Here is a 22549-nt window from a genome sequence, read left to right as displayed (position 1 = left end):
GAAAATTCATTTCAAAAATTAATTAATTTGTAAGTAGTGTAATATTTTATATCATTAAAATTCGTATCCATATAAATACAAAATATTACACTACTGGGGTAGATTAACTACTTTTATTTTTGAATAGCTTTCGCTTGTTCGATAATATTTTCTACAGTGATACCATTCATGGCAAGTAATCTTTCATATGGAGCAGACTGACCAAATTGGTCTTGAATACCAATACGGTAAACTTTACCTTTACCCATTTCTGCTGCCACTTCACAAACCGCACTACCTAAACCATTAATAATATTATGGTCTTCTACTGTAATAATTTTACCAATATCATTTATACAAGAGATAACTGCTTCTTTATCAAGTGGTTTAATTGTATGCATATCAAGAAGACGAACAGAAATTCCTTCTTTTTCCAAAGTTTCTTTTGCTTCGATAGCTAAACGAACTGTATCACCATTAGCAATGATTGCTACATCTTTACCGTCAGAAAGTTTTACAGCTTTACCAATTTCAAATTCAGTATTTTCATCATAAATAACAGGGATGTTATCACGCGTAAATCTTAAAAATACAGGACCATACATTTCAGCAGCTGCTTTTACCAATTTTTTAGCAGCGTAATAATCTGCTGGCATAATTACAGTCATATTTGGAATAGTACGAAGAACACCCATATCTTCAATTGCTTGATGGCTTGCTCCATCATTTGCTGGAGTAACACCGCCATGTGAACAAGCAAATTTTACGTTTAAATTAGGATAACAAACTTCTTGACGAATTTGTTCACACATACGTAACGAACCAAAAACTGCATAAGTTACAACAAATGGAATTTTGCCACAAGTAGCAAGACCTGCTGCCACACCTGCACCATTTTGTTCAGCAATACCTACATTTATATATTGCTGTGGTAATGCTTTCATAAAAGCACTTGTTTTGCAGGATTTACCTATATCATTATCAATAACATAAATTTTATCGTTATTTTTTCCAAGTTCAACAATTTCTTCACCGAAGCCATTACGTGTAGCGATTTTTTTTGTAGTATCCATTATTTTAAACCTCCTTCGAGTTCTTCCATTGCTTGTTTATATTGTTCATCATTAGGAGCAACACCATGCCAACCAACTTGATTTTCCATGAAGGAAACGCCTCTACCTTTAATAGTATTGGCAATAACAGCTTTTGGAAGTCCATTATGAGAAGCTCTAATTTTATCAAGTGTAGCTACAATTTCTTCCATGTTATGACCATCAATGTAAAATACTTCATAACCAAATGCTTCAAAGCGTTTTCCTAAATCAATATTTGGCATTACTTCTTCACAAGTTCCGTCCAACTGAAGTCTATTATTATCTACGAATACAACTAAATTATCTAAATTATATTTATAACCAGTCATTACTGCTTCCCAAATTTGACCTTCATCGCATTCACCATCACCGACCATAGCAAATACTCGATAATCTTTATGGTCACGTTTGCCCGCTATAGCCATACCTACAGCACAAGATAAACCTTGTCCTAAAGAGCCGGTGGAGATATCAATACCTGGGCATTTTTTCATATCAGGATGTCCTTGCAAAATAGAGCCTTCTTGTCTTAACTTATGGAGGTATTCTTCAGGAAAATATCCTAATTTACCTAATACTGCATAAAGTATTGGGCAAACATGACCTTTTGATAAAACAAAGCGGTCTCGGTCTTCCCATTTTGGATTTTTCGGATCAATATTCATTTCTTTAAAATATAAAGCAGTTACAATATCTGCTGCCGATAAAGCTCCACCTGGATGACCGGATTGCGCTTCATAAATCATAGTAACAGCCGATTTTCTAAGTTCGATAGCAATTTGTTTTAATTCACTAATAGACGTATTTTTCATAACTACACCTTCTCGTTTTCAATATCACATACCATCTATGGTATATCACATATCCCATAACCTATGGCTTTAATATAGCACATAAAAAATTATTTGTAAATATGTTTTTATAAATTTTTTAAACAATTTTAAAAATAAATATATTTGTATATATTTCATTTATAATATATACATTTATCATAAACAAACTATCTAGTGGATATTAATAATTATAGAGATTATAATATGTTTATATTTTATTTTCATATTATATTGTTAAAATAATTTACAATAACAATATAATTTATTTTTCATGAGGTGAATTAATTTGACAAACTTACTACTAATATTAACCGGTGTATTACTAAATGCTGCCGCACAACTTGTTTTAAAAAAGGGCATGTCTCAAATTGGTACTATTCAGGTTGATATAAATGCTATCTTAACGATGATATTAAAAGTAAGCACAAATTTATATGTATGGACTGGTTTATTATTTTATGTAATCAGTTTTATTGTATGGTTAATGGTATTATCCCGCGTAGAAGTTAGCTATGCTTATCCATTTTTAAGCATCGGCTATATCATCGCTGCTTTTGTAGGTTATTTTTATTTTGGCGAATCAATGACTTTACAAAAAATTGGTGGAATAGCTATTATTTGCATTGGTGTATTTTTGTTATATCGTTCTTAATTATGTGATACAATAGTAAAAGCTCAAATATTAAGAAGGATTTTATATGCAGACAAAAAATTATCTAAAAATAGGTCTAATAATCTCTTTAATTGCACATGTAGGATTTTTCGCTGTAGGTGGCTATGTTATGAGCAATATGACTAATTCTTTAAATAGTATGTCTGCTCAAAAAGATAATATTACTCAAGATGATATCACTTATGTAGATATACAACTACCAAAAGAAACGACCACAGATGATATAACTAGCTCTGAACAACAAATATCATCGCAATCAGATATAACCGTTACACAGGAAAATATCGAAGTTGCACCTAAAATAGAGCAATTAGAAGAAGAAAAAGAAACTCCTAAAGAAGAAGTAAAACAAAATATCGCTTCTCCTACTCCTGCCACTTCACCCAAAGAAAAAAAGCCTAAATATCGCAAATTAAGCGACCTCAATATTCGTTTAGGAAAAATCGACGAATCTCAATATGATTTCATCAAACAAATTCAATTAGATGTAGATAACCCTGAAAATTTAAAATCGTATAATCCTACTATAAAAAAATCAGCTGAACCAGTATATGACCACAATCTCATTCCAGAAAGTGAAGAAATCTTCGTCATTGTGGAATATATCATGGATGATAATGGAAAAATTATTCAAGCTGATTTTAAATATTCAAGTGAAGATTCTGACCCAGATTTAAGTCCAGAAGTAGCGGAAGATTTAAATGTTGCCGCTTTAGAAGCATTACAAAAATTTGAAATCATTCCGCCACGCGATAAAAAAGGCAATATCGTCAGAATGCCTTATCAACAAAAATTTAAATTTACACATGATACATCTGAAAATGATGAACAACCATAAAAAAATAGCTTTTTGCAGAAATTATCACTGCAAAAAGCTATTTTTTATCGCTTAATTACAATATATCGTTCAAAATCTTTATACTCAACTTTATCTAAATCGATATTCAATGTTTCCAAACAATCTTCTTTTCTCTTTTGAGGCACTACTAAAATAACATTCTCATTATTTTGCCAAGCTTTTAGTAAATCTGTTTTATTAAAAAACCAATTTTGACCACTTTCATGTTTTGAACCAAATTCCAATTCACCATAATAATCGTAAAGTGCAATTCGTGATTTCGTATAAAATGGTAAATCTTGTAAATAATCCTGATAACAAATAATAAGTGTATCTGGATTTTTCCATAAATTAACCACTTGAGCAACATCTTTTCCACTACGATGTTCTGCTACTTCTGTCATTATCGGTTGTACAGAAAAGCTAAATAATATTGCTGAAATAATAGTTATTACAATAATTTGATAAGCATTTTTATACCTAAACCACAAAACTAAACTAATAATATTTGAAATAAGCACTACACAGATTAAAGGACTGCCAAATAACATAAATTCTCGAACAGTTATAAAATCACTTTTTACTACTGTAATTGTCAAAGCCAAAACAATACAAAAAGCTATAACTGCATTTATTATTAAAGGTATTTTTAAATTGATATTATCTTTATCTAAATTAGCCAATCTACTAGCAATCAATATGGCTAAAGGTGGAAAACACGGTATGATATACGGTACTAACTTAGAATCAGATAATGAATAAAAAATAAATACTATACTAAACCAAATAATTAAGTAAATATATTGATTATATCTAAAACTATTTTTTAATCTAGCCCATATTTTTCTTAACGATACTGAAGCAAATAAAAAGCCCGTCCATGGGAAAATACCTAAAATTATACATGGTATAAAAAAGTATGCTGGAGCATATCGATGATGCGTAGTAGTTGTATAGCGCAAAAAATGTTCATGAATGAAAAAGAAATAAAAGAAATCTGGATTATCCCTACAAACAAGATAAAACCAAGGTACGCAAATTATTAAAAAAATACTAATACCAATAGGTGAAAAAAGTTTCCATATCAATTTAAATTGTTTAGTGCATATAGCATATATCACTGCAATCGCTATTGCAAAAACGATAGCAACAAGCCCTTTTGTTAATACCCCAAATGCCATAGATGCATAAAAAATATATAAAAACTTAGATTTTTGTGTAACACTAAATTGATAAAACGATACCATACACAGCGTTATAAAAAGAGATACAGGCATATCTAAAATATTTAAAGAACCAATTATCAAATATAAAAATGATGTTGCTAAAATAATGCTAGCTAATAGACCTGTTTTACGATTAAACATTTTTGTACCTAAATAATATGTACAAAAAACACCACCTAAAGCACATAACGCTGGAAATAATCTCACTGCAAATTCATTTTCACCAAAAATAAGCATAGATATTGCCGTAATCCAATATTGCAAAGCTGGCTTTTCAAAATATTCCACACCATTTAAATGTGGCGTAATAAAATTGCCACTAAATAACATTTCACGTGGAATTTCTGCATATCTACCTTCATCTGGATTGAATAATGGATAATATCCTAAGTGCCAAATATATAATACACATAAGATGGCAAAAATAATATATATTGTAGATTTGGATATAGTAAATTTATCTACTATATCTTTTTTATTTAATATGATATTTATATTTTTACCCACATCTATTAATCCTCCTGTCTTATTCTAAAAAAATACTACTGAATATTTCTGAAAAGAAGCTGAAAAATTTTGCAGGTAAAATAAAAATATTATAAAATGAACTTGCTTATCAATTAATTAACAATAGGAAGAATTATATATAAGTGAGGTAATATTATGAAAAAAGTTTTAACAATTGCTGGTTCAGATTGTAGTGGTGGGGCTGGTATTCAAGCTGATATAAAAACTATAACAGCACATAAAATGTATGCTATGAGTGCCATCACCGCTTTAACTGCACAAAATACTACGGGCGTTTATGGTATTTTAGAAACAGATGCAAAATTTATGGGACTACAACTTGATTGTATCTTTAAAGATATTAATCCTGATGCTGTAAAAATTGGTATGGTAGCTAATAAAGATATCATAAAAACAATTGCTAATAAATTAATTGAATACAAAGCTAAAAATATAGTAGCTGACCCAGTAATGGTTTCTACTGCTGGCAGTCGTTTGATGGAAGAAGATGCTGCTAATACTTTGATTGAAAAATTATTACCACTCGCTACAGTCATAACTCCAAACTTAGCTGAGGCAGAAGTTTTATGTAATTTTCCTATAAAGACTAAGGAAGATTGCATTAAAGCCGCTGAAACTATTTTCAAAAAAATTCCTACAGCTATTTTAATTAAAGGCGGTCATTTAGAAGATTGTGCTGATGATTTACTTTGGGACAATGGTTCTATTCATTGGTTTAAAGGAGAACGCATAGATAATCCTAATACACATGGAACGGGCTGCACACTTTCTTCTGCTATTGCTTCTAATCTTGCCGCTGGACATGACCTTGTAACAAGCATTCAAAATGCCAAAGATTACATCACAGGAGCTTTAAAAGCCAATTTAAATTTAGGTAAAGGCAGTGGGCCTTTAAATCATATGTACAATTTATAATTTATAACGAAAAAAGGTTGAAGCTTAAAGCCTCAACCTTTTATTTTAATATTAATGATGGAATAAACGAATTCCAACAAATGCCATTGCCATATTGTATTTATCACAAGTTTCAATAACATTATCATCACGAATAGAACCGCCACTTTGTGCAACAAATTCTACACCGGATTTATGAGCACGTTCGATATTATCGCCAAATGGGAAGAACGCATCAGAACCGAGAGATACGCCTTTTACTTTAGCAAGCCAAGCTTCTTTTTCTTCTTTAGTAAATACTGGTGGTTTTTCTGTGAATACGCGTTTCCAATCATCGCCACCGAGTAAATCCATATATTCATCGGAGATATATACATCAATTGCATTATCGCGGTCTGGACGGCGAACATCTGGTTTAAATGGTAAGTTCAATACTTGTGGTGCTTGACGTAAATGCCAAATATCTGCTTTATTACCAGCAAGACGAGTACAATGTACACGAGATTGTTGACCTGCACCAATACCGATAGCCTGTCCATCTTTTGCATAACATACGGAATTTGATTGTGTATATTTAAGTGTAATCAATGATATGAGTAAATCACGTTTTGCAGCTTCTGGAATTTCTTTGTTTTTAGTAGGTACATTGTTGAATAATTCTTCTGTGATTTTAATATCGTTGCGTTTTTGTTCAAAAGTAACACCGAATACTTCTTTTGTTTCAAGTTCTGGTGCTTTGTAATCAGGATTCATCTGAATTACAAGATAATTACCTTTGCGTTTTGTCTTTAAGATTTCTAAAGCTTCAGCGCTGTAAGATGGAGCAATGATACCATCGGATACTTCACGAGCTAAGAAACGAGCTGTAGCAGCATCGCATTCATCAGAAAGTGCAGCGAAATCACCATAAGAAGACATACGGTCTGCACCACGAGCGCGAATATAAGCTGTAGCCATAGGTGTGAGTTCTACACCTTCAACAAAATACATTTTCTTTAAAGTATCAGATAATGGCACAGCAACAGCAGCACCTGCTGGGCTTACATGTTTAAATGAAGCTGCTGCTGGTAAACCTGTAGCTTCACGCAATTCACGAACCAATTGCCAGCTATTAAAAGCATCTAAAAGATTAATATATCCTGGTTTGCCATTTAAAACTGTAAATGGTAAATCTTGTCCATCTTTCATATACACACGTGCTGGTTTTTGATTAGGGTTACATCCGTACTTTAATTCCATAGAATTCATTTACGATTTCCTCCTGTAAGTAAATTGATAAATTAATATATTTTGCCCAGACGGTCGGCTGATAATCTACTGTGCTTCATGTAGTTAATTCCACTTCCGTCAGTTACACAGTTTCTAAAATAAAATTTATCATTATATTGCTTTACTTGTCAAGATTAGCATAAGATTTAAAAGGATTTTGTATACCATCTAGCGAAATAATCATAAAATAGAGTTTTTTTATAGATTTATATTGATGTTTTGGAAAAATTTTAGGAGGGTTTTATTTATGGATAAAAATATAGCTGTATTGACTAGTGGTACAGATGCACCTGGCATGAATGCCGCTATTAGAGCTGTTGTTCGTACAATACTTAGCAATGGTTCTCGCGTTTGGGGCGTCTATGATGGATATCGTGGATTAGTTGATGATAATATGGAAGAATTATCTTCTATTTCCGTAGCTGATATAATTCAACGTGGTGGTACTTTCCTTGGTACTAGTTTTTGCAAACGCTGGTACACAAAAGAAGGACGCCAAACAGCTTATGAAAATCTAAAAAAACGTGATATAGATGCACTTATCGTCATCGGTGGTGATGGTAGCTTACGTGGTGCTGAAGAATTTGCTAGAGAAACTGGTTTTCCTGTTATTGGTATCCCTGCAACTATTGAAAATGATATTTGGGGTACAGATTATGCTATTGGCTGTGACACAGCAGCTAACACAATTTTGGAAGCTATCAATAAAATAAGAGATACTGCAGCAGCACATCATCGTATTTTCATCTTAGAAGTAATGGGTAACAAATACGGCTGGCTCGCTACATATACAGCAGTTGCCGGCGGCGGAAATATGGTAATCGTTCCAGATGATGAATACGATCAAGAAAAAGTCGTTGCTAAAGCTAAAAAATTACATGACGAAGGTAAAACTTATCTCGTAATTTTAGCTTCTGAAGGCGTAGGTGATATGCAAGCTTTAGCTAAAGAATTACAAGAAAAAACAGGTGTTTCTACTCGTTTAACTACTTTAGGTTTAGTACAACGCGGTGGTTCTCCAACAGCTAATGACCGTGTGTTTGCTAGTGTTTTAGGTGAACAGGCTGCACTTGCTGCTATATCTGGTTTATATGGTATTGTATTTGGTTTAAATAAAGGACAAATCGTAAGCGTTGATTTACGTGATGCTGTAACCAATAAAAAAGTTTATCCAGAAGACTTAAAACATCTTGCAGAAATCATCTCTTATTGAGAACAAATATTATGCGTTTAAAGATAAAAAGCTGTAATAAATTGAGCTAGCTCAATTTATTACAGCTTTTTTATTCATATAAATTACAAAATAAATAATTCCAAAATAAATACACTACAACAACACGATACAGCGACTTGAAATAAACTTGCTCCAAACCATGCTGTTATAATACCTACAACTAATGCTAATGCTCCTGAAAAAGGACTTTGTGTCGCATTTATTATCGCTGGAAAAGTCATGACAGCTAATGTAATATACGGTACATAATACAAGAAAGATTGTATAAAACGACTTTTTATCTGTTTTTGAATTAAAGTAAGTGGCAAAACACGAATGGCCATACTCACGCCAGCCATTATAAGTATATAAATATAAATTTCACTATTGCTCATTATGTGCCTTCTCCTCTTGTTTTATTGGGAATAAAATTGCTGCAACTGAAGCTAATATAACAGTAAGTAATATTATGCGTGTAGCATCAGATAAATTACAAACATATGGTAAATAATTGGCAATATAACTTGCTACAAAACTTATAAGCACAAATAAACCAATTGTTTTATTTTGATGTGCTGGAGGAATTATTACAGCTAAAAACATACCATATAATGCTACGCTAAATGCGCTGACTAAACTTACAGAAAGTAAATTACCTGCAATAATACCAAGTGCTGTTCCAATAGACCAACATGGCATTGTGACAAGCATTGCTCCATAAGTATAAAATGGATTAAGATATCCAGGGCGTGCAATCGTTATTGCAAAAAGTTCATCTGTAATATCAAAACCAATTAAAAGACGATGATACCACGGCGTATCTGGATGCATACGCTGACTTAAAGCACAACTCATTATTAAATAACGTGAGTTAGCAATCAAAATGACAAGAAACATTTCTAAATATGTAGCCATAGTAGCAATCACTGTAAAACCTGCATATTCACCTGCAGAAGCATTCGTCAAAATACTGGCAAAAAAACCTTGAAACGCAGATAATCCAGCATTTTTAGCAGCAATCCCCAAAGAAAAAGAAACAGCTAGATATCCCAAGGCAATAGGAATACCATCTCGCATACCTTCTTTAAATACTTGTTTGTTATCAGACAAATTCTGATACATGAAATCTCTCCTTTTTTCATATTTTGCATTAATTATTATAACAACCTTATTTACATAAAGAAAACGAATATTTATAATGACTTCATAAGTAATACTAATGGAGGAAAACATGATATCACGTTACGGTATTTTTTGCAAAGTTATTGAACTCACAAGTTTTACAAAAGTCGCTAAACAAATCGGTTATTCACAAAGCGCAATAAGCCAAACGATAAAATCACTTGAGCAAGAATTAGGCGTTATCTTAATTGACCGCAAAAAAGACGGTATAACTCTAACTTCTGATGGAAAAGAATTTTTACCATATCTTCAATCTATTTACCGTGCGGAATGTGCTTTAAAACAAAAACAAAAAGAACTAACTGGATTAGAAAATAGTATTATTCGCATTGGGACTTTTACCAGTGTGAGCCGTAATATCTTACCTCAATTAATGAAGCAATTTAAAAAAATTTATCCCGGTGTAAATTTCATCTTAAAACAAGGAGATTATACCAGCATTCAAAAATGGGTGCAGACAGAAATTGTAGACTTTGGCTTTGTAAATAGCAACGCTGTAAAAGGTATAAAGGTAGAAATACTCTATGAAGATGAACTGTTAGCTGTACTGCCACCTAATCATTCACTCATCGAATATAAAAGTATTTCACTAAAACAACTTGCCAGTGAACCATTTATTTTACTTGATGAAGGTGATTATAGCGTCATAATGAATGCTTTTCAAAAAATAAATCAAACACCACAGATTGAATATGAAGTATATGATGATTATTCTATCTTAGCCATGGTCAGACAAGGACTTGGGGTATCGGCAATGTACAGCCTTGTTTTAAATGGTTTTGAAAAAGGCTTACAAATTAGACCAATAAAAGAAAAACCCATGCGACCTGTAGCACTTGCTTGGAAAAATGAACATACAATGTCACTTGCTTCGCGCCGTTTTATGGATTTCATCAAAAGTTTTTTTCTAAAAAATAAGCAATGTTTATAATCGTCCATGGTATAATGAGGTTAAATTCATATATACTAAAAGGAGTGATTTCATGACATCATCTATGCTTTCTAAAAAATTTATTTTATTGGCACTCATCACATTATTACTTTGTAATATTGCCTACGCTCAAGAGACAAATTATAATGGCTATATTTGGCGAAACGATGTGGAAGATAATACAAATATGCCGCGTAATTTTCGCACATCTAAATCAAATTTTCAAAAAATGTCAGATAAATACGATTTAGATAGCAATTACATTCCATCGCGCAAAGGTCTTTATGAGCTTGATATTTCAGGTAGTGCTCAGTTTTCACCTAAGCAATTTAAATCACTCATCAAATACTTAAAAACACAAACTGATAAAGATATTTACATCATTGATTTACGCCAAGAAACCCACGGCTTTTTCAACGATAATACAGCTGTTAGTTGGTACGGATTACACGATTGGGGAAATATCGATAAAACTACATCCGAAATAATTAAAGATGAACGCCAACGCCTCAATGCTCAAATAGGTAAAACGATTGAAATTGGCAATATCAGTTCAGATAAAGTGATATCCACTGATAAAATCAAAGTACATTCAGCTATGACTGAAAAAGATTTAGTGCATAAATACGGTTTAAATTATGTTCGCATTACTACTACAGACCATATTTGGCCAAAACCAGAATATATTGACCAATTTATCGATTTATATCGCAACTTACCGCCAAATGCTTGGCTTCATTTTCATTGTGAAGCTGGTGCTGGTCGCACTACTGAATTTATGGCAATGTATGATATATTAAAAAATCCTGATATTCCGTTAAAAGATATATTATACCGTCAATACTTAATCGGCGGAAATTATGTTGCTTATACTGTAGATACAAATAAGTCCAATAATTGGAAAGATATTTATTACAATCAAAAAGCAACCATGATAAAAAAATTCTATCAATATGCTAAAGAAAATCACAATAATAACTATAAAATAAGCTGGTCTAAATGGCTACAAACGCATTAAAAAAAAGAGTTATAACAAGTAAAAAATATTTGTTATAACTCTTTTTCTATCTATATATTAATAATTAATTTTTCACGATTAATTTCTTAGCAAGTTCTACCGCTTCAACACCATCAGAAGCATATGCATCAGCACCAACTTTATCGGCGTATTCGCTCGTTACTACGGCACCGCCAATCATGACTTTTGTCTTGAAATCGCTATTTTTAAGCTCTTCTATAACTTCATCAATCTGGGTGATAGTAGTAGTCATGAGTGAACAAAGACCTATCATATCGGCATTATTTTCTTTAGCCGCTTTGATAATATCTTCTTTATCCACGTCTTTGCCAAGGTCAATGACACGATAGCCATTATTTTCTAACAGTGCAGCTACGATATTTTTACCCAAATCATGAATATCGCCTTTTACTGTCGCTATGACAATTTTACCTTTGTCACTCATGCTATCAGCAGGAATGCGTTCTTTTATTTTAATAAATGCTTCTCTCATCGCTTCAGCTGAAAGCATTACCTGTGGTAAAAAGATTTTCTTCGCACCAAAATCCTTGCCGACAACATTCATCGCTGCACTAAGTGCTTTATCTGTTATTTCATTTGGTTTATATCCATCATTTAAAGCTTTTTCCACCATATCAGCAATAGCTTCTTTTTCTCCACTGATAATCGCATTTTTTATATCTTCTATAATATCGCCAGTCGAAGCTACAGTTTTTGCTTTGGCTACAGGAATATTTTGACCTGAATGGCTTATGCTGTAATCTCTACCGCTTGGGTCTTTACCTAAGAGTGCACTTGCCGCAGATAATGCATTTTGCATAGAATCATCATACGGATTCATGATTGGAGCATCTAAACCAGCCGCTAAGCACATTGCAAAAAATGTACTATTGATGAGTGGTCTATTTGGAAGCCCAAAGGAAATATTACTGAGTCCCATAGTTGATGGTGCTCCTATATATTTACGATATAAACGCAATGTATTTAAAACTTCATTACAAGCATCTTTATCCGTAGCTATTGTCATGACGAGAGCATCAAGCAAGAAATTATTATCTTTTAATCCATATTTTTTAGCTTCATCGATAATTTTTTGCACTACAGCTAATCTTTCTTTGCCTGTTTTAGGAATTCCTTCTTCTGATAAAGGCAAGCACAAAATTGCCGCACCATAGCGTTTTGCTAAAGGAATGAAATATTTTAATCTATCTGGTTCAGCACTTACAGAGTTTATCAAAGCTCTTCCTGGGTATGCTTTTAGCCCTGCTTCTAATGCTTTGGCATCACTCGTATCTATAGCTAATGGAATGTTTACAAGTTGAGAAATTTCCATGACTGCTTTTTTCATTGCTTCAGCTTGGTCGATTCCAGCAACACCCATATTTACATCGAGAATTTGCGCACCTGCTTGTTCTTGTTCAATCGCTTCACGTTTTACAGAAATGAACGAACCATTTTTTATTTCTGCCGCTAATTTTTTGCGTCCTGTAGGATTTATGCGTTCACCGATTAAACGTGTAGGTAAATCTTTGCCAATAAATACTGTTTTAGAACGACTAGCTAAAGCTAAATCGTTGCTTGGCTCTTTGCGAACAGGTTCAACTACACCTTTTAAAGCTTCTTTAATCGCTTTGATATGTGCTGGTGTAGTTCCACAACAACCACCAATAAAAGTAGCACCAGCTTTTACTAATTCAGGTGCCCATTTGCCAAAATCTTCTGGCGTCATAGGGAAAACAGTTTTTCCATCAACGAGATGAGGCATACCAGCATTTGGTTGAATACTGATAGGACAACTACAATTTTCTGCTAATTCTTTGACAATCGGCACTAATTGTTCAGGCCCTAAAGAACAGTTTGCACCGATAACATCAGCTCCCATTGCTGATAAAATAATAGCTGCTGACTGAGGGTCTGTTCCTGTTACAGTGCGTCCATCTTCACTGAAGGATAATTGGCAAATTACAGGTAAATCACAAGCATCTTTTGCCGCCAATAAAGCTGCACGCATTTCTTGAATTTCAATACATGTTTCAATCAAAATATAATCTGCTCCAGCAGTAGCTAAAGCTTTTGCTTGTTCATAATAATTTTGATAAACTTCATCAAAATCCAACTCTCCCAAAGGTTTTATAAATCCACCTGTAGGCCCCATAGAACCAGCTACTTTTGCTTTGCCAGCTGTTGCTATTTTTACATTTTGAACAGCAGCTGTATTAATTTCTGCAACCTTATCTGATAAATTATATTCTGCTAATTTAATGCGAGAAGCACCAAAAGTATTCGTTTCAATAATATCAGAACCAGCCTCAAAATAAGCACGATGTACATCTTGCACCATTTTCGGATTTGTTATATTTAAATACTCAGGACAATCACCCGTTTTCATTCCTGCATTTTGTAACATAGTACCCATAGCACCATCAAAAATCTGTATCATAAGCCTACATATCCTTCTTTCTCTTTATCAATTAAGCCTCTTTTGGTTGTGGCTCAAAATCTTTTGTTCGAAAATTACAATCTACCTTCGGACAAAATTTACATGATTGTTTTTCTACTTCAACATCATCTACTTTTGGCACAAGACCAATAATAGCTGTGATGGATTTACGTGGCGTCAACATCAATGAAGAAGTAACACCTACGCCTATTTCATCAGCTTTAGCTAATTCAATCATCTGCTTTTGACAATCAATCGGCCAATCCCCATAACCAGGACTAAAACGCCAACGACGCACAAAGCCCTGCATTAAAAATTTCTGGTCGATGGCTTTTTCTATTCCATCAGCTACTTGTTCAACTGCTGTTGTCGCTGCTGCGTCCATTAGCACAGATAAAGTGTATTCACCATCTTTAAAACGGCGTGAAATCTCGCGTTCTACTTCTTCGCCAATGGTAACAGACATTATGACTACTTTTTTAGCACGACATAAATGTTTCGTCACTTTTTTCCCTTCTAATTTAAACGGAGTAGGTGCTAAAACTATGCCATTTTGTGCATCATAATCGTATACTTCCCATGAACCGCGCGGTTCAGCTACATATAAAATCTCTCTACAAGCTTCTCTTATCGTCTTCTTATTAAAATCCGGTGCTTTATTTAGCCCAGCATATCTTCTCGTTTCATTAACATCAATGGACATTAATGCTGTATTATATTTCGGCATGACAAATCTTCCTTTAAAATAGTATCTAATGCAAAATTGTATCATAAAAGTGAACATATTTACACTGCCAAAAAAATAAATTTATTTTTTATTGCTTGTATTCCATTTTATACGCTAAAATATATTAGTTACGTATTATATCATTACTATAGAAAGGACACATCATGGAATATTTAAAAATAGATGAAATTTTACCTAATCCCTTCCAACCACGTCAAGATTTTTCTGCCGATGAAATGATAGAACTAACTACATCTATTAAAGAATACGGCATTATTGAACCGCTCATAGTACGTATAAACAATCAAGATAAATTTGAATTAATTGCTGGTGAACGTCGCCTGCGAGCTGCCCAAATGGCAGGTCTTTCTGAAGTTCCCGTAATATTAAAAGATTATGATGATAAAAAAACTGCGCAAATCGCTTTGATTGAAAATCTACAACGCAGTAATTTAAACGCCATTGAAGAAGCACACGCATATAAATCCTTAACAGAAAAATTCAGCATGACACAAGATGAAGTAGCCCGCAAAGTTGGTAAAAGTCGCTCTCATATCGCAAATTTCATGCGCCTTTTAAAATTAACTAAACCTATTCAAGAATTAATCTCCATAGGTAAACTCAATATGGGACAAGCTAAACCACTGCTATCAATTGAAGATGAAAAACTCCAACAAAAAGTGGCTAATTTAGTAATTGAAAAAGAACTTTCTGCTCGCAAAACAGAAGAACTTGTAAAAAAAATCCTCAAAAACGATACTTCCATGCTTGATGAAAAACCTGAGCAGGAAGATACAAAAATTTATTTACGCGATGTAGCTGAACAATTAAAACAGATTTTAGGTACAAACGTAAGCATCTCTCAAGGCAAGAAAAAATCTCGCATAGAGATTGAATTTTACAGTGATGATGATTTAGACCGCATCATAGAATTATTACTGTCAAAACAGAAAAATAATACTTCAAAAGTCTTTGATTTCAACGTTTAATCTAAAACAAAATATTTTACAAAAAAAATATCGAATGTTATAATAAAGCTGATTTTCTATAGACTGTTTCATAGAAGAAACAGTCTTTTTTATCAATATACATAGAAAGGAGCTTTTATTTATGTTAAATCAATTTATGCAAGATAATTTAGCTATAATATTGATTGCTATGACTATATTACTGGTATTATTGATTATTTTATCTATTGTTACATTAGTAAAACTCAGTAGCACTAAAAAACGCTATAAAATGCTAGTTAACGGCGCTACAGGTGAAGATTTAGAAAATATTATTGCTGATAATATCGCTCAAATGAATGAACTTGTTGTAAAAAACAATAAAATTGATGAAGATTACGCTGCTATGCGCAATCTCTTTGAAAAATCATTACAAAAAATCGCTGTATACCGTTTCAGTGCTTTTCATGATATGGGTGGAGATATGAGTTATGCTGTTGCTATGTTAGACCATAATAACAACGGTGTTATATTCTCATCTATCTTCGGTCGACAAGAATCTTGTACTTATGTCAAACCAGTTGAAAACGGTATTTCAAAATATCCATTAAGCGAAGAAGAAAACAAAGTTTTACAAGAAGCCATGGCAAAATAGTAAAAGAGCACTTTTCTAAAAAAGAAAAGTGCTCTTTTTTTAATCCACTGTAGGCATAAATAATGCTGGCATATTATTTATCGTATCTGTTACTTTTTGTTCTGTTTCCATTGCTTTATTATGAATGCGTTCTGCTTCGCCTAATTCCTTGTAATCACTCTTATAAATTCCATCAGCATATTTTTTCCATGCCTGAATACTGTAAGAGGCACTTTCTAAGCGTAATTCATGCAAATGACGCGCACCAAGTGGAATTTGATTGTTTTGCAAATAATTATACCAATCTTGATAAGCCGGTATGATTTTATTTTCAATATACGATTTAAGCAAAGCGCGTTGACTTTCTGAAGGATTGTTTTTCAGTCCTTCTGCTAAGATGACAAATTCACTTTGCAATTGACCAAAACGAGCATTACTTCTATCTAAATCAGCTTTTGTCGCAGACAAATAACTTGTGATATCATCGTGATACAATTTAGAAATCGTATTTAAATATTCTTGGTAATTATCAACACCCGTCACTTTCCAAACATTATCTTCATCTTTAGTCAAAGTAACCTTTAAATCAAAATCAGTTTCAGTGTATTTATCCATAACAGCTAAGACAACAGCAACATGCGTATCGTCTATTTGCTCCATTGATTTAACTTCTTTAAAATTGATATTAAACAACAATGAGCGATTAATAAGTTCCGCATAATCTATGCCGAGCTGACGTCCTTTAAGCATAGAATTATAATTGTATCGCTGCCAATTGCCCGTTTGAATGTATTTGTTAATACTCTGTATCGTTCCATCTGTGATAATCGGCTCTATTATTTCATAAAAAGTCTGATACACATTTCGCTCTTGTTCTGTGTAAATAGTATCATGGGCGAAGATATCATCACATAATACTTTATAATTAGGCGAAAGGACGGATTTTAAATCCACATATTTATGAATTTCCTCTACATCTCTTTCGTCAAAAGCTGTCTGTAGCCTTTTTAAAGTATACTCTGGACTATGCGTATGATTATAATATGCATAATATCCAGCACCAATCAAAGCAGCGATTAAAACGATAATAATAAAAAAACAGCCTATTTTATTTTCTCTATAACGAGCTTGTCGTCTTTTTGCTATAGTTTGTTCCCATTTATCATCATTCATTGTAAAAATCTCCATCAATTTATTTTGTCATATCAAATTATACAACATAGCTAAAATTTTTTTCAAACAATCTAAATAAAATTTTTGTAAACTTTACAAAAAACTATTGACAATATATTTTTAATGTGTAATAATATGAGAAAATCAATCAGAAAATTTAATACTTGCCTTATGAAACCTATGAGGTGGAGATAAAAATATGAAATGCACTTACAGAGAGTAGGGGAGCTGAGAGCCTATAGTACGCAGCATATTAAATGGACCACTGAGGGTGCGGTCAAAAGATTTTTAATCTGAGTATTCCGCAACGCAACACAAGCGTTAACTGTGAGGGATATGTTAGTATCCTGCAAAGAGGGACAGATTGTCCAAACAAGGTGGTACCGCGAGTTTATAAAGTATCATAGCTTCTGCTATGCGAGATATTTATACCCGTCCTTGACTTATTATTTTAGTCATAGGGCGGGTATTTTATTTTCAAAAAGGAGAACGACCATGATAAAACCTAGTCTTATTGAATTAGAAAGAATATCTGATAAATATGATATAGTACCTGTTTGCAAAGAAATTTTTTCCGATATACGCACACCTATAAATGTGTTAAGAGCTTTAAAACACATAAGTTCAACAACGTATCTTCTTGAAAGTGCAGAAACGAATGAAAAATGGGGTAGATATTCTTTCTTAGGATTTAATCCTTCACTGGAAATATTTTGCAAAAATCATCAAATGACTATTAAAGGAGCTATGACATCTACTTTTACCACGGATAACCCTACTAAAGAAATTCGTAAAATTCTTCAACAATACAAAAGTCCTAGATTCGATTTCTTACCAACCTTCACTGGTGGCTTAGTTGGTTACTTTGCCTATGAATATATTCGCTACAGTGAACCAAAGCTCGATTTTAAAGATGTAGAAGACATTCCTTTTAACGATGTAGACTTAATGTTATTTGATAAAGTAATTGCCTTTGACCATTATAAAAAGAAAATAATATTAATTGTCAATATTAAGACAAATGATTTAGAAAAAAATTACAATAAAGCAATACGCGAACTAAATGAATTAGCTGATTTAGTGGCTAAAGGTCAACAAGCTCCAATCACTGAAGGAAAGCTCTTATCTGAATTTAAATCAGAATTCACACCAGAAGAATATGAAGATGTCGTGCGTAAAACTCAAGCTTATATCAAAGAAGGCGATATTTTCCAAGCTGTTCCTTCCAATCGAAAACAAGCAGATTTTTCTGGAAGCCTTTTAAACGCTTATAGAGTACTTCGCACTACTAATCCTTCACCGTATATGTTTTATTTAAGCGGCAAAGATATTGAACTGACAGGTGCCTCACCTGAAACACTCGTAAAATTACAAAATGGCTTGCTTGAGACATTCCCTATCGCTGGCACAATGCCACGCGGTAAAAATGAACTTGAAGATAAAGCCTTTGAAGATATATTAATTCACGATGATAAAGAATTAGCTGAACACAATATGCTTGTAGATTTAGGCAGAAATGACTTAGGCAAAATCAGCGAATTCAATTCCGTTAAAGTGACTAGTTTTCATAAAATAGAAAGATTTTCTCATGTAATGCATATAACTTCAACAGTACAAGGAAAAATACGACCTGAATTTGATGCTCTCGATGCTATAAATGCGGCACTCCCTGCTGGAACATTATCCGGTGCGCCAAAAATACGTGCTATTGAAATTTTACATGAACTCGAAAAAAGTCCACGTGGTATCTACGGCGGAGCAATCGGCTATCTCGATTTTTCAGGTAATATGGACGTGTGTATCGGCATTCGCATGGCAGTGGCTAAACAAGGAAAAGTCTTTGTTCGCTCTGGTGGCGGTGTAGTAAAAGACTCCATTCCGCAAAACGAATATCAAGAAACGGTAAATAAAGCTCAATCGATGATTGAAGCAATAAAAAAAGCTCAGGAGGTAAATGATTATGATATTGCTGATTGATAATTACGATAGTTTTTCATACAACTTATATCAGCTCATCGGTTCTATAAATCAAGATATCAAAGTAATTCGCAACGATGAACTTAGTATAAATCAAATTGAACAACTAAATCCAAGTCATATAATCATATCTCCAGGACCTGGCAGACCTAAAGACGCTGGAATTTGTGAAACTGCTATCGATTATTTCAAAGATAAAATTCCCATTCTCGGCATCTGCCTCGGTCATCAAGCCATAGCAGAAACATTTGGCGCAACCATAACATATGCTAAAGAAATCATGCATGGCAAGAAAAGCACGATAAATATAATTGACGAAACACCGTTATTTACGGGATTAGATAAAAATTTTTCAGCTGCAAGATATCACTCCTTAGCTGTTTCACGTGAAACACTTTCTAATGATTTAAAGATTACAGCACAAACAGCTGATGAGGAAATCATGGCTATTGAACATAAAACTTATCCAGTTTATGGATTACAATTTCACCCGGAATCCATTTTAACTAAACAGGGCGATATAATCATTAAAAATTTTTTAGCAATAGGCGGTGGAAATAATGATTAAAGAAGCAATTTACGATGTTATAAACGGCAAAAATTTAGATTTCTCAACAGCTAAACAGGCAATGCAAGAAATCATGGAAGGCAAAGCAACCAATGCACAGATTGGCGGTTTTTTAACAGCACTTCGCTTAAAAGGTGAAACAATCGATGAAATAACAGCATTTGCCCAAGCTATGCAAGAAAAATGCTCTACAGTAAAACATAGCCAAGATGTATTTGAAATCGTTGGCACTGGCGGAGATGAAGCCAATACCTTTAATATTTCCACAACTGCTGGATTTGTAATCGCTTCTGCTGATGTACAAGTAGCAAAACATGGTAACCGCAGTGTATCGAGTAAATGCGGCGCTGCCGATTGTCTCGAAGCTCTCGGAACAAATTTAAATTTAAACGCCAGCCAAAATACACAAATGCTAAATAAAACAGGCATGTGCTTTATGTTTGCTCCACTTTATCATGCTTCTATGAAATACGCCGCTCCTGTAAGACGCGAACTCGGTGTTCGCACAGTATTTAATATCTTAGGCCCTTTAGGCAACCCTGCTGGAGCTACCATGCAGTTAATGGGTGTATATTCTGAAGAACTCGTTGAGCCACTAGCTCAAGTACTCGCTAATTTAGGCATAAAACGCGGTGCTGTAGTCTTCGGATACGATGGACTCGATGAAATCACCGCTTGCAATAAAACACTCGTCTGTGAAATAAACAATGGAAAATTAGAAGTTTACACATTAGACCCTAAAGATTACGGCATGGATTATGCAAAATCAGAAGAACTTGTCGGCGGTGATAAATTTATCAATGCTCAAATCACAAGAAACATTCTATTAGGAGAAAAAGGAGCTAAACGAAACGCTGTTCTCTTAAATGCTGGCATGAGCCTTCACCTCGCTAAACCTGATTTATCCATTGCTGATGGCATAAAATTAGCCCAAAATCTCATAGATTCTGGCAAAGCTTATAAGCAAATGGAACAGTTCATAAAATATTCAAATGAGGTAGCCTAAATGATTTTAGATAAATTAGTACAAGCAACTCAAAAACGTCTTATAAAGCAAAAACAGCAAAAATCCCTTGAAGATGTAAAACGAGAAGCACTCACTTTACCTATAGATAAAAACTTTCCGTTTGAACAAGCGTTATCACAGCAAGATATAAATTTTATCTGTGAAGTGAAAAAAGCTTCTCCATCTAAAGGTATAATCGCTCCTGATTTTCCTTATCTTGAAATAGCAAAAGAATATGAACAAGCTGGCGCAAGTGCTATTTCCGTATTGACTGAACCTGATTATTTTCTCGGTTCAGATACATATTTAAAAGAAATAGCTAAAAACGTTAATATTCCTGTATTGCGCAAGGATTTTACCATAGATGAATATCAAATATATGAAGCTAAAATTTTAGGTGCTTCTGCTATCTTATTAATCTGCGCTATCTTATCTGAAGAAAAATTAAAATACTTTTTGCAAATCGCCGATAGTTTAGGATTATCTTGTCTAGTGGAAGCTCACGATGAAGCTGAAATACAAAAGGCATTAAATGTCAATGCTAGAATAATCGGTGTAAACAATCGCAATCTTAAAGATTTCTCTGTAGATGTTCGCAATAGTTTAAAATTGCGCCATCTCGTACCAGAAAATATAATTTTCGTATCAGAAAGCGGTTTAAAAACAGCTGAAGATATAGAGCTTTTAAGACAAAATCATGTACAAGCAGCCTTGATAGGAGAAACATTCATGCGTGCTTTGGATAAAACGGCTGAACTGAGCAAATTATACGGAAAAATGCCTTCTGTACAAACAAAAATCTGTGGCATAACTCGCCTTGAAGATATCTCTATAATAAATGAAGTTAAGCCCGATTATATAGGCTTTATATTCACCAAATTAAGCCATCGTTATATATCAGAAGATACGGCTACAAAGCTTGTAAAAAATCTCAATCCACAAATAAAAAAAGTCGGCGTATTTGTCGATGAACAGCCTGAAATAATTGAAAAACTCGCTAGTAAATTATCGCTTGATGTAGTGCAATTACATGGCAATGAAGATGAAGAGATGATACGCACCATAAAGCAACAAACTGATGTTCAAGTTTGGAAAGCTGTACGAGTAAAAAGCCTCGCTGATATCGAAAAATGGCAAAATAGCTCAGCCGATATGCTCTTATTTGATACTTATACTGAAAACACTATCGGCGGAACAGGCAAAACTTTCAATTGGCAATTATTAAAAAATGTAAAACGCAAATTCATCTTAGCTGGTGGATTAAATATAAAAAATATCGCTAGAGCCATTCGCACCTGCAAACCGTATGCAGTCGACATAAGCAGTGGCGTTGAAACAAATCATTTAAAAGATGAACGGAAAATAAAACAATTAATGTCTACGATTAGAAAGGTGATAA

Annotated in this window: 20 protein-coding genes, 1 pseudogene and 1 riboswitch; of the genes and pseudogenes, 12 read left to right on the top strand and 9 right to left on the bottom strand. The window is 33.4% G+C overall.

Translation table 11 applies throughout. From position 1 onward, the window contains the following. Positions 1-113 precede the first annotated feature (113 nt). Together CKV65_RS09665 and CKV65_RS09660 are read right to left on the bottom strand one after the other, a co-directional pair. Positions 114-1052, bottom strand: coding sequence for a transketolase family protein (locus tag CKV65_RS09665; protein ID WP_027889125.1), 939 nt, complete (start codon positions 1050-1052; stop codon positions 114-116). Further along, a complete protein-coding gene (locus CKV65_RS09660; protein ID WP_027889124.1) occupies positions 1052-1885 on the bottom strand; it encodes a transketolase in 834 nt (277 codons plus the stop codon). Before CKV65_RS09660 ends, CKV65_RS09665 begins: the two co-directional genes overlap by 1 nt. Before the next feature lie 307 nt (positions 1886-2192). On the opposite strand from CKV65_RS09660, the gene CKV65_RS09655 reads away from it, so the two are divergent. Together CKV65_RS09655 and CKV65_RS09650 are read left to right on the top strand one after the other, a co-directional pair. Further along, positions 2193-2558: a DMT family transporter gene (locus CKV65_RS09655; protein ID WP_051177522.1), complete on the top strand. Its 366-nt coding sequence runs from the start codon at positions 2193-2195 to the stop codon at positions 2556-2558. A gap of 46 nt (positions 2559-2604) precedes the next feature. After that, complete coding sequence (locus CKV65_RS09650) at positions 2605-3417, top strand: energy transducer TonB (protein WP_027889122.1); 813 nt, start codon at positions 2605-2607, stop codon at positions 3415-3417. A 44-nt stretch (positions 3418-3461) separates the two neighbouring features. Here the strand turns inward: CKV65_RS09650 and CKV65_RS09645 are convergent, their stop codons facing one another. Beyond that, positions 3462-5150 carry a phospholipid carrier-dependent glycosyltransferase gene (locus CKV65_RS09645; protein WP_231922673.1) on the bottom strand — a complete coding sequence of 563 codons (1689 nt, stop codon included), beginning with the start codon at positions 5148-5150 and terminating at the stop codon, positions 3462-3464. 156 nt (positions 5151-5306) lie between these two features. Between CKV65_RS09645 and thiD the strand changes: the two genes are divergently transcribed. Beyond that, entirely contained in the window at positions 5307-6086 is a 780-nt protein-coding gene (thiD, locus tag CKV65_RS09640; RefSeq protein WP_027889120.1) for a bifunctional hydroxymethylpyrimidine kinase/phosphomethylpyrimidine kinase, read from the top strand. Positions 6087-6137: 51 nt separating this feature from the next. Here thiD and CKV65_RS09635 read toward each other — a convergent pair whose 3' ends face one another. Continuing rightward, a complete protein-coding gene (locus CKV65_RS09635) occupies positions 6138-7313 on the bottom strand; it encodes a phosphoribosylaminoimidazolecarboxamide formyltransferase (RefSeq protein ID WP_027889119.1) in 1176 nt (391 codons plus the stop codon). A gap of 37 nt (positions 7314-7350) precedes the next feature. Further along, positions 7351-7430: riboswitch (ZMP/ZTP riboswitch) on the bottom strand. Between the two features lie 151 nt (positions 7431-7581). Here CKV65_RS09635 and CKV65_RS09630 point away from each other — a divergent pair. Then, entirely contained in the window at positions 7582-8547 is a 966-nt protein-coding gene (locus CKV65_RS09630; RefSeq protein WP_027889118.1) for an ATP-dependent 6-phosphofructokinase, read from the top strand. An 83-nt stretch (positions 8548-8630) separates the two neighbouring features. Here the strand turns inward: CKV65_RS09630 and CKV65_RS09625 are convergent, their stop codons facing one another. Together CKV65_RS09625 and CKV65_RS09620 are read right to left on the bottom strand one after the other, a co-directional pair. Then, on the bottom strand, positions 8631-8942 hold the full coding sequence (locus CKV65_RS09625; protein WP_027889117.1) for an AzlD domain-containing protein: 312 nt from the start codon (positions 8940-8942) through the stop codon (positions 8631-8633). Then, the gene (locus CKV65_RS09620; RefSeq protein ID WP_027889116.1) at positions 8932-9669 is read right to left on the bottom strand and encodes an AzlC family ABC transporter permease; all 738 of its coding nucleotides are present in this window, start codon (positions 9667-9669) and stop codon (positions 8932-8934) included. The genes CKV65_RS09625 and CKV65_RS09620 overlap by 11 nt, the downstream gene beginning before the upstream one ends. A gap of 109 nt (positions 9670-9778) precedes the next feature. Between CKV65_RS09620 and CKV65_RS09615 the strand changes: the two genes are divergently transcribed. Together CKV65_RS09615 and CKV65_RS09610 are read left to right on the top strand one after the other, a co-directional pair. After that, positions 9779-10660 carry a LysR family transcriptional regulator gene (locus tag CKV65_RS09615; RefSeq protein ID WP_027889115.1) on the top strand — a complete coding sequence of 294 codons (882 nt, stop codon included), beginning with the start codon at positions 9779-9781 and terminating at the stop codon, positions 10658-10660. 52 nt (positions 10661-10712) lie between these two features. Then, positions 10713-11678, top strand: coding sequence for a protein-tyrosine phosphatase family protein (locus tag CKV65_RS09610; RefSeq protein ID WP_051177520.1), 966 nt, complete (start codon positions 10713-10715; stop codon positions 11676-11678). Positions 11679-11742: 64 nt separating this feature from the next. On the opposite strand, the gene CKV65_RS09605 is transcribed toward CKV65_RS09610, so the two are convergent. Then, positions 11743-14118: a homocysteine S-methyltransferase family protein gene (locus tag CKV65_RS09605; RefSeq protein ID WP_027889113.1), complete on the bottom strand. Its 2376-nt coding sequence runs from the start codon at positions 14116-14118 to the stop codon at positions 11743-11745. 31 nt (positions 14119-14149) lie between these two features. Continuing rightward, complete coding sequence (locus CKV65_RS09600; protein WP_027889112.1) at positions 14150-14845, bottom strand: vitamin B12 dependent-methionine synthase activation domain-containing protein; 696 nt, start codon at positions 14843-14845, stop codon at positions 14150-14152. 164 nt (positions 14846-15009) lie between these two features. Here CKV65_RS09600 and CKV65_RS09595 point away from each other — a divergent pair, with 164 nt between their 5' ends. Continuing rightward, on the top strand, positions 15010-15834 hold the full coding sequence (locus tag CKV65_RS09595; RefSeq protein WP_027889111.1) for a ParB/RepB/Spo0J family partition protein: 825 nt from the start codon (positions 15010-15012) through the stop codon (positions 15832-15834). A gap of 121 nt (positions 15835-15955) precedes the next feature. Further along, complete coding sequence (locus CKV65_RS09590; RefSeq protein WP_027889110.1) at positions 15956-16447, top strand: DUF4446 family protein; 492 nt, start codon at positions 15956-15958, stop codon at positions 16445-16447. A gap of 39 nt (positions 16448-16486) precedes the next feature. Here CKV65_RS09590 and CKV65_RS09585 read toward each other — a convergent pair whose 3' ends face one another. Next, positions 16487-17599 carry a hypothetical protein gene (locus CKV65_RS09585; RefSeq protein ID WP_027889109.1) on the bottom strand — a complete coding sequence of 371 codons (1113 nt, stop codon included), beginning with the start codon at positions 17597-17599 and terminating at the stop codon, positions 16487-16489. A 495-nt stretch (positions 17600-18094) separates the two neighbouring features. Here CKV65_RS09585 and trpE point away from each other — a divergent pair, with 495 nt between their 5' ends. From trpE to trpCF, 4 genes and pseudogenes are all read left to right on the top strand, one after another. After that, entirely contained in the window at positions 18095-19576 is a 1482-nt protein-coding gene (trpE, locus tag CKV65_RS09580; RefSeq protein WP_027889108.1) for an anthranilate synthase component I, read from the top strand. After that, entirely contained in the window at positions 19560-20144 is a 585-nt protein-coding gene (locus tag CKV65_RS09575) for an anthranilate synthase component II (protein ID WP_027889107.1), read from the top strand. Before trpE ends, CKV65_RS09575 begins: the two co-directional genes overlap by 17 nt. After that, on the top strand, positions 20137-21150 hold the full coding sequence (gene trpD, locus CKV65_RS09570; RefSeq protein ID WP_027889106.1) for an anthranilate phosphoribosyltransferase: 1014 nt from the start codon (positions 20137-20139) through the stop codon (positions 21148-21150). Before CKV65_RS09575 ends, trpD begins: the two co-directional genes overlap by 8 nt. Next, a pseudogene (gene trpCF, locus CKV65_RS11035) lies at positions 21151-22530 on the top strand (bifunctional indole-3-glycerol-phosphate synthase TrpC/phosphoribosylanthranilate isomerase TrpF); the annotation flags it as partial. It lies immediately after the preceding gene. Between the last annotated feature and the right edge of the window lie 19 nt (positions 22531-22549).

It is taken from the genome of Megamonas hypermegale (genome assembly GCF_900187035.1).
Taxonomy (GTDB): Bacteria; Bacillota; Negativicutes; order Selenomonadales; family Selenomonadaceae; genus Megamonas; species Megamonas hypermegale.
Note: the sequence above shows the minus strand (reverse complement) of the source record. Positions and strands in the feature narration are given on the sequence as shown.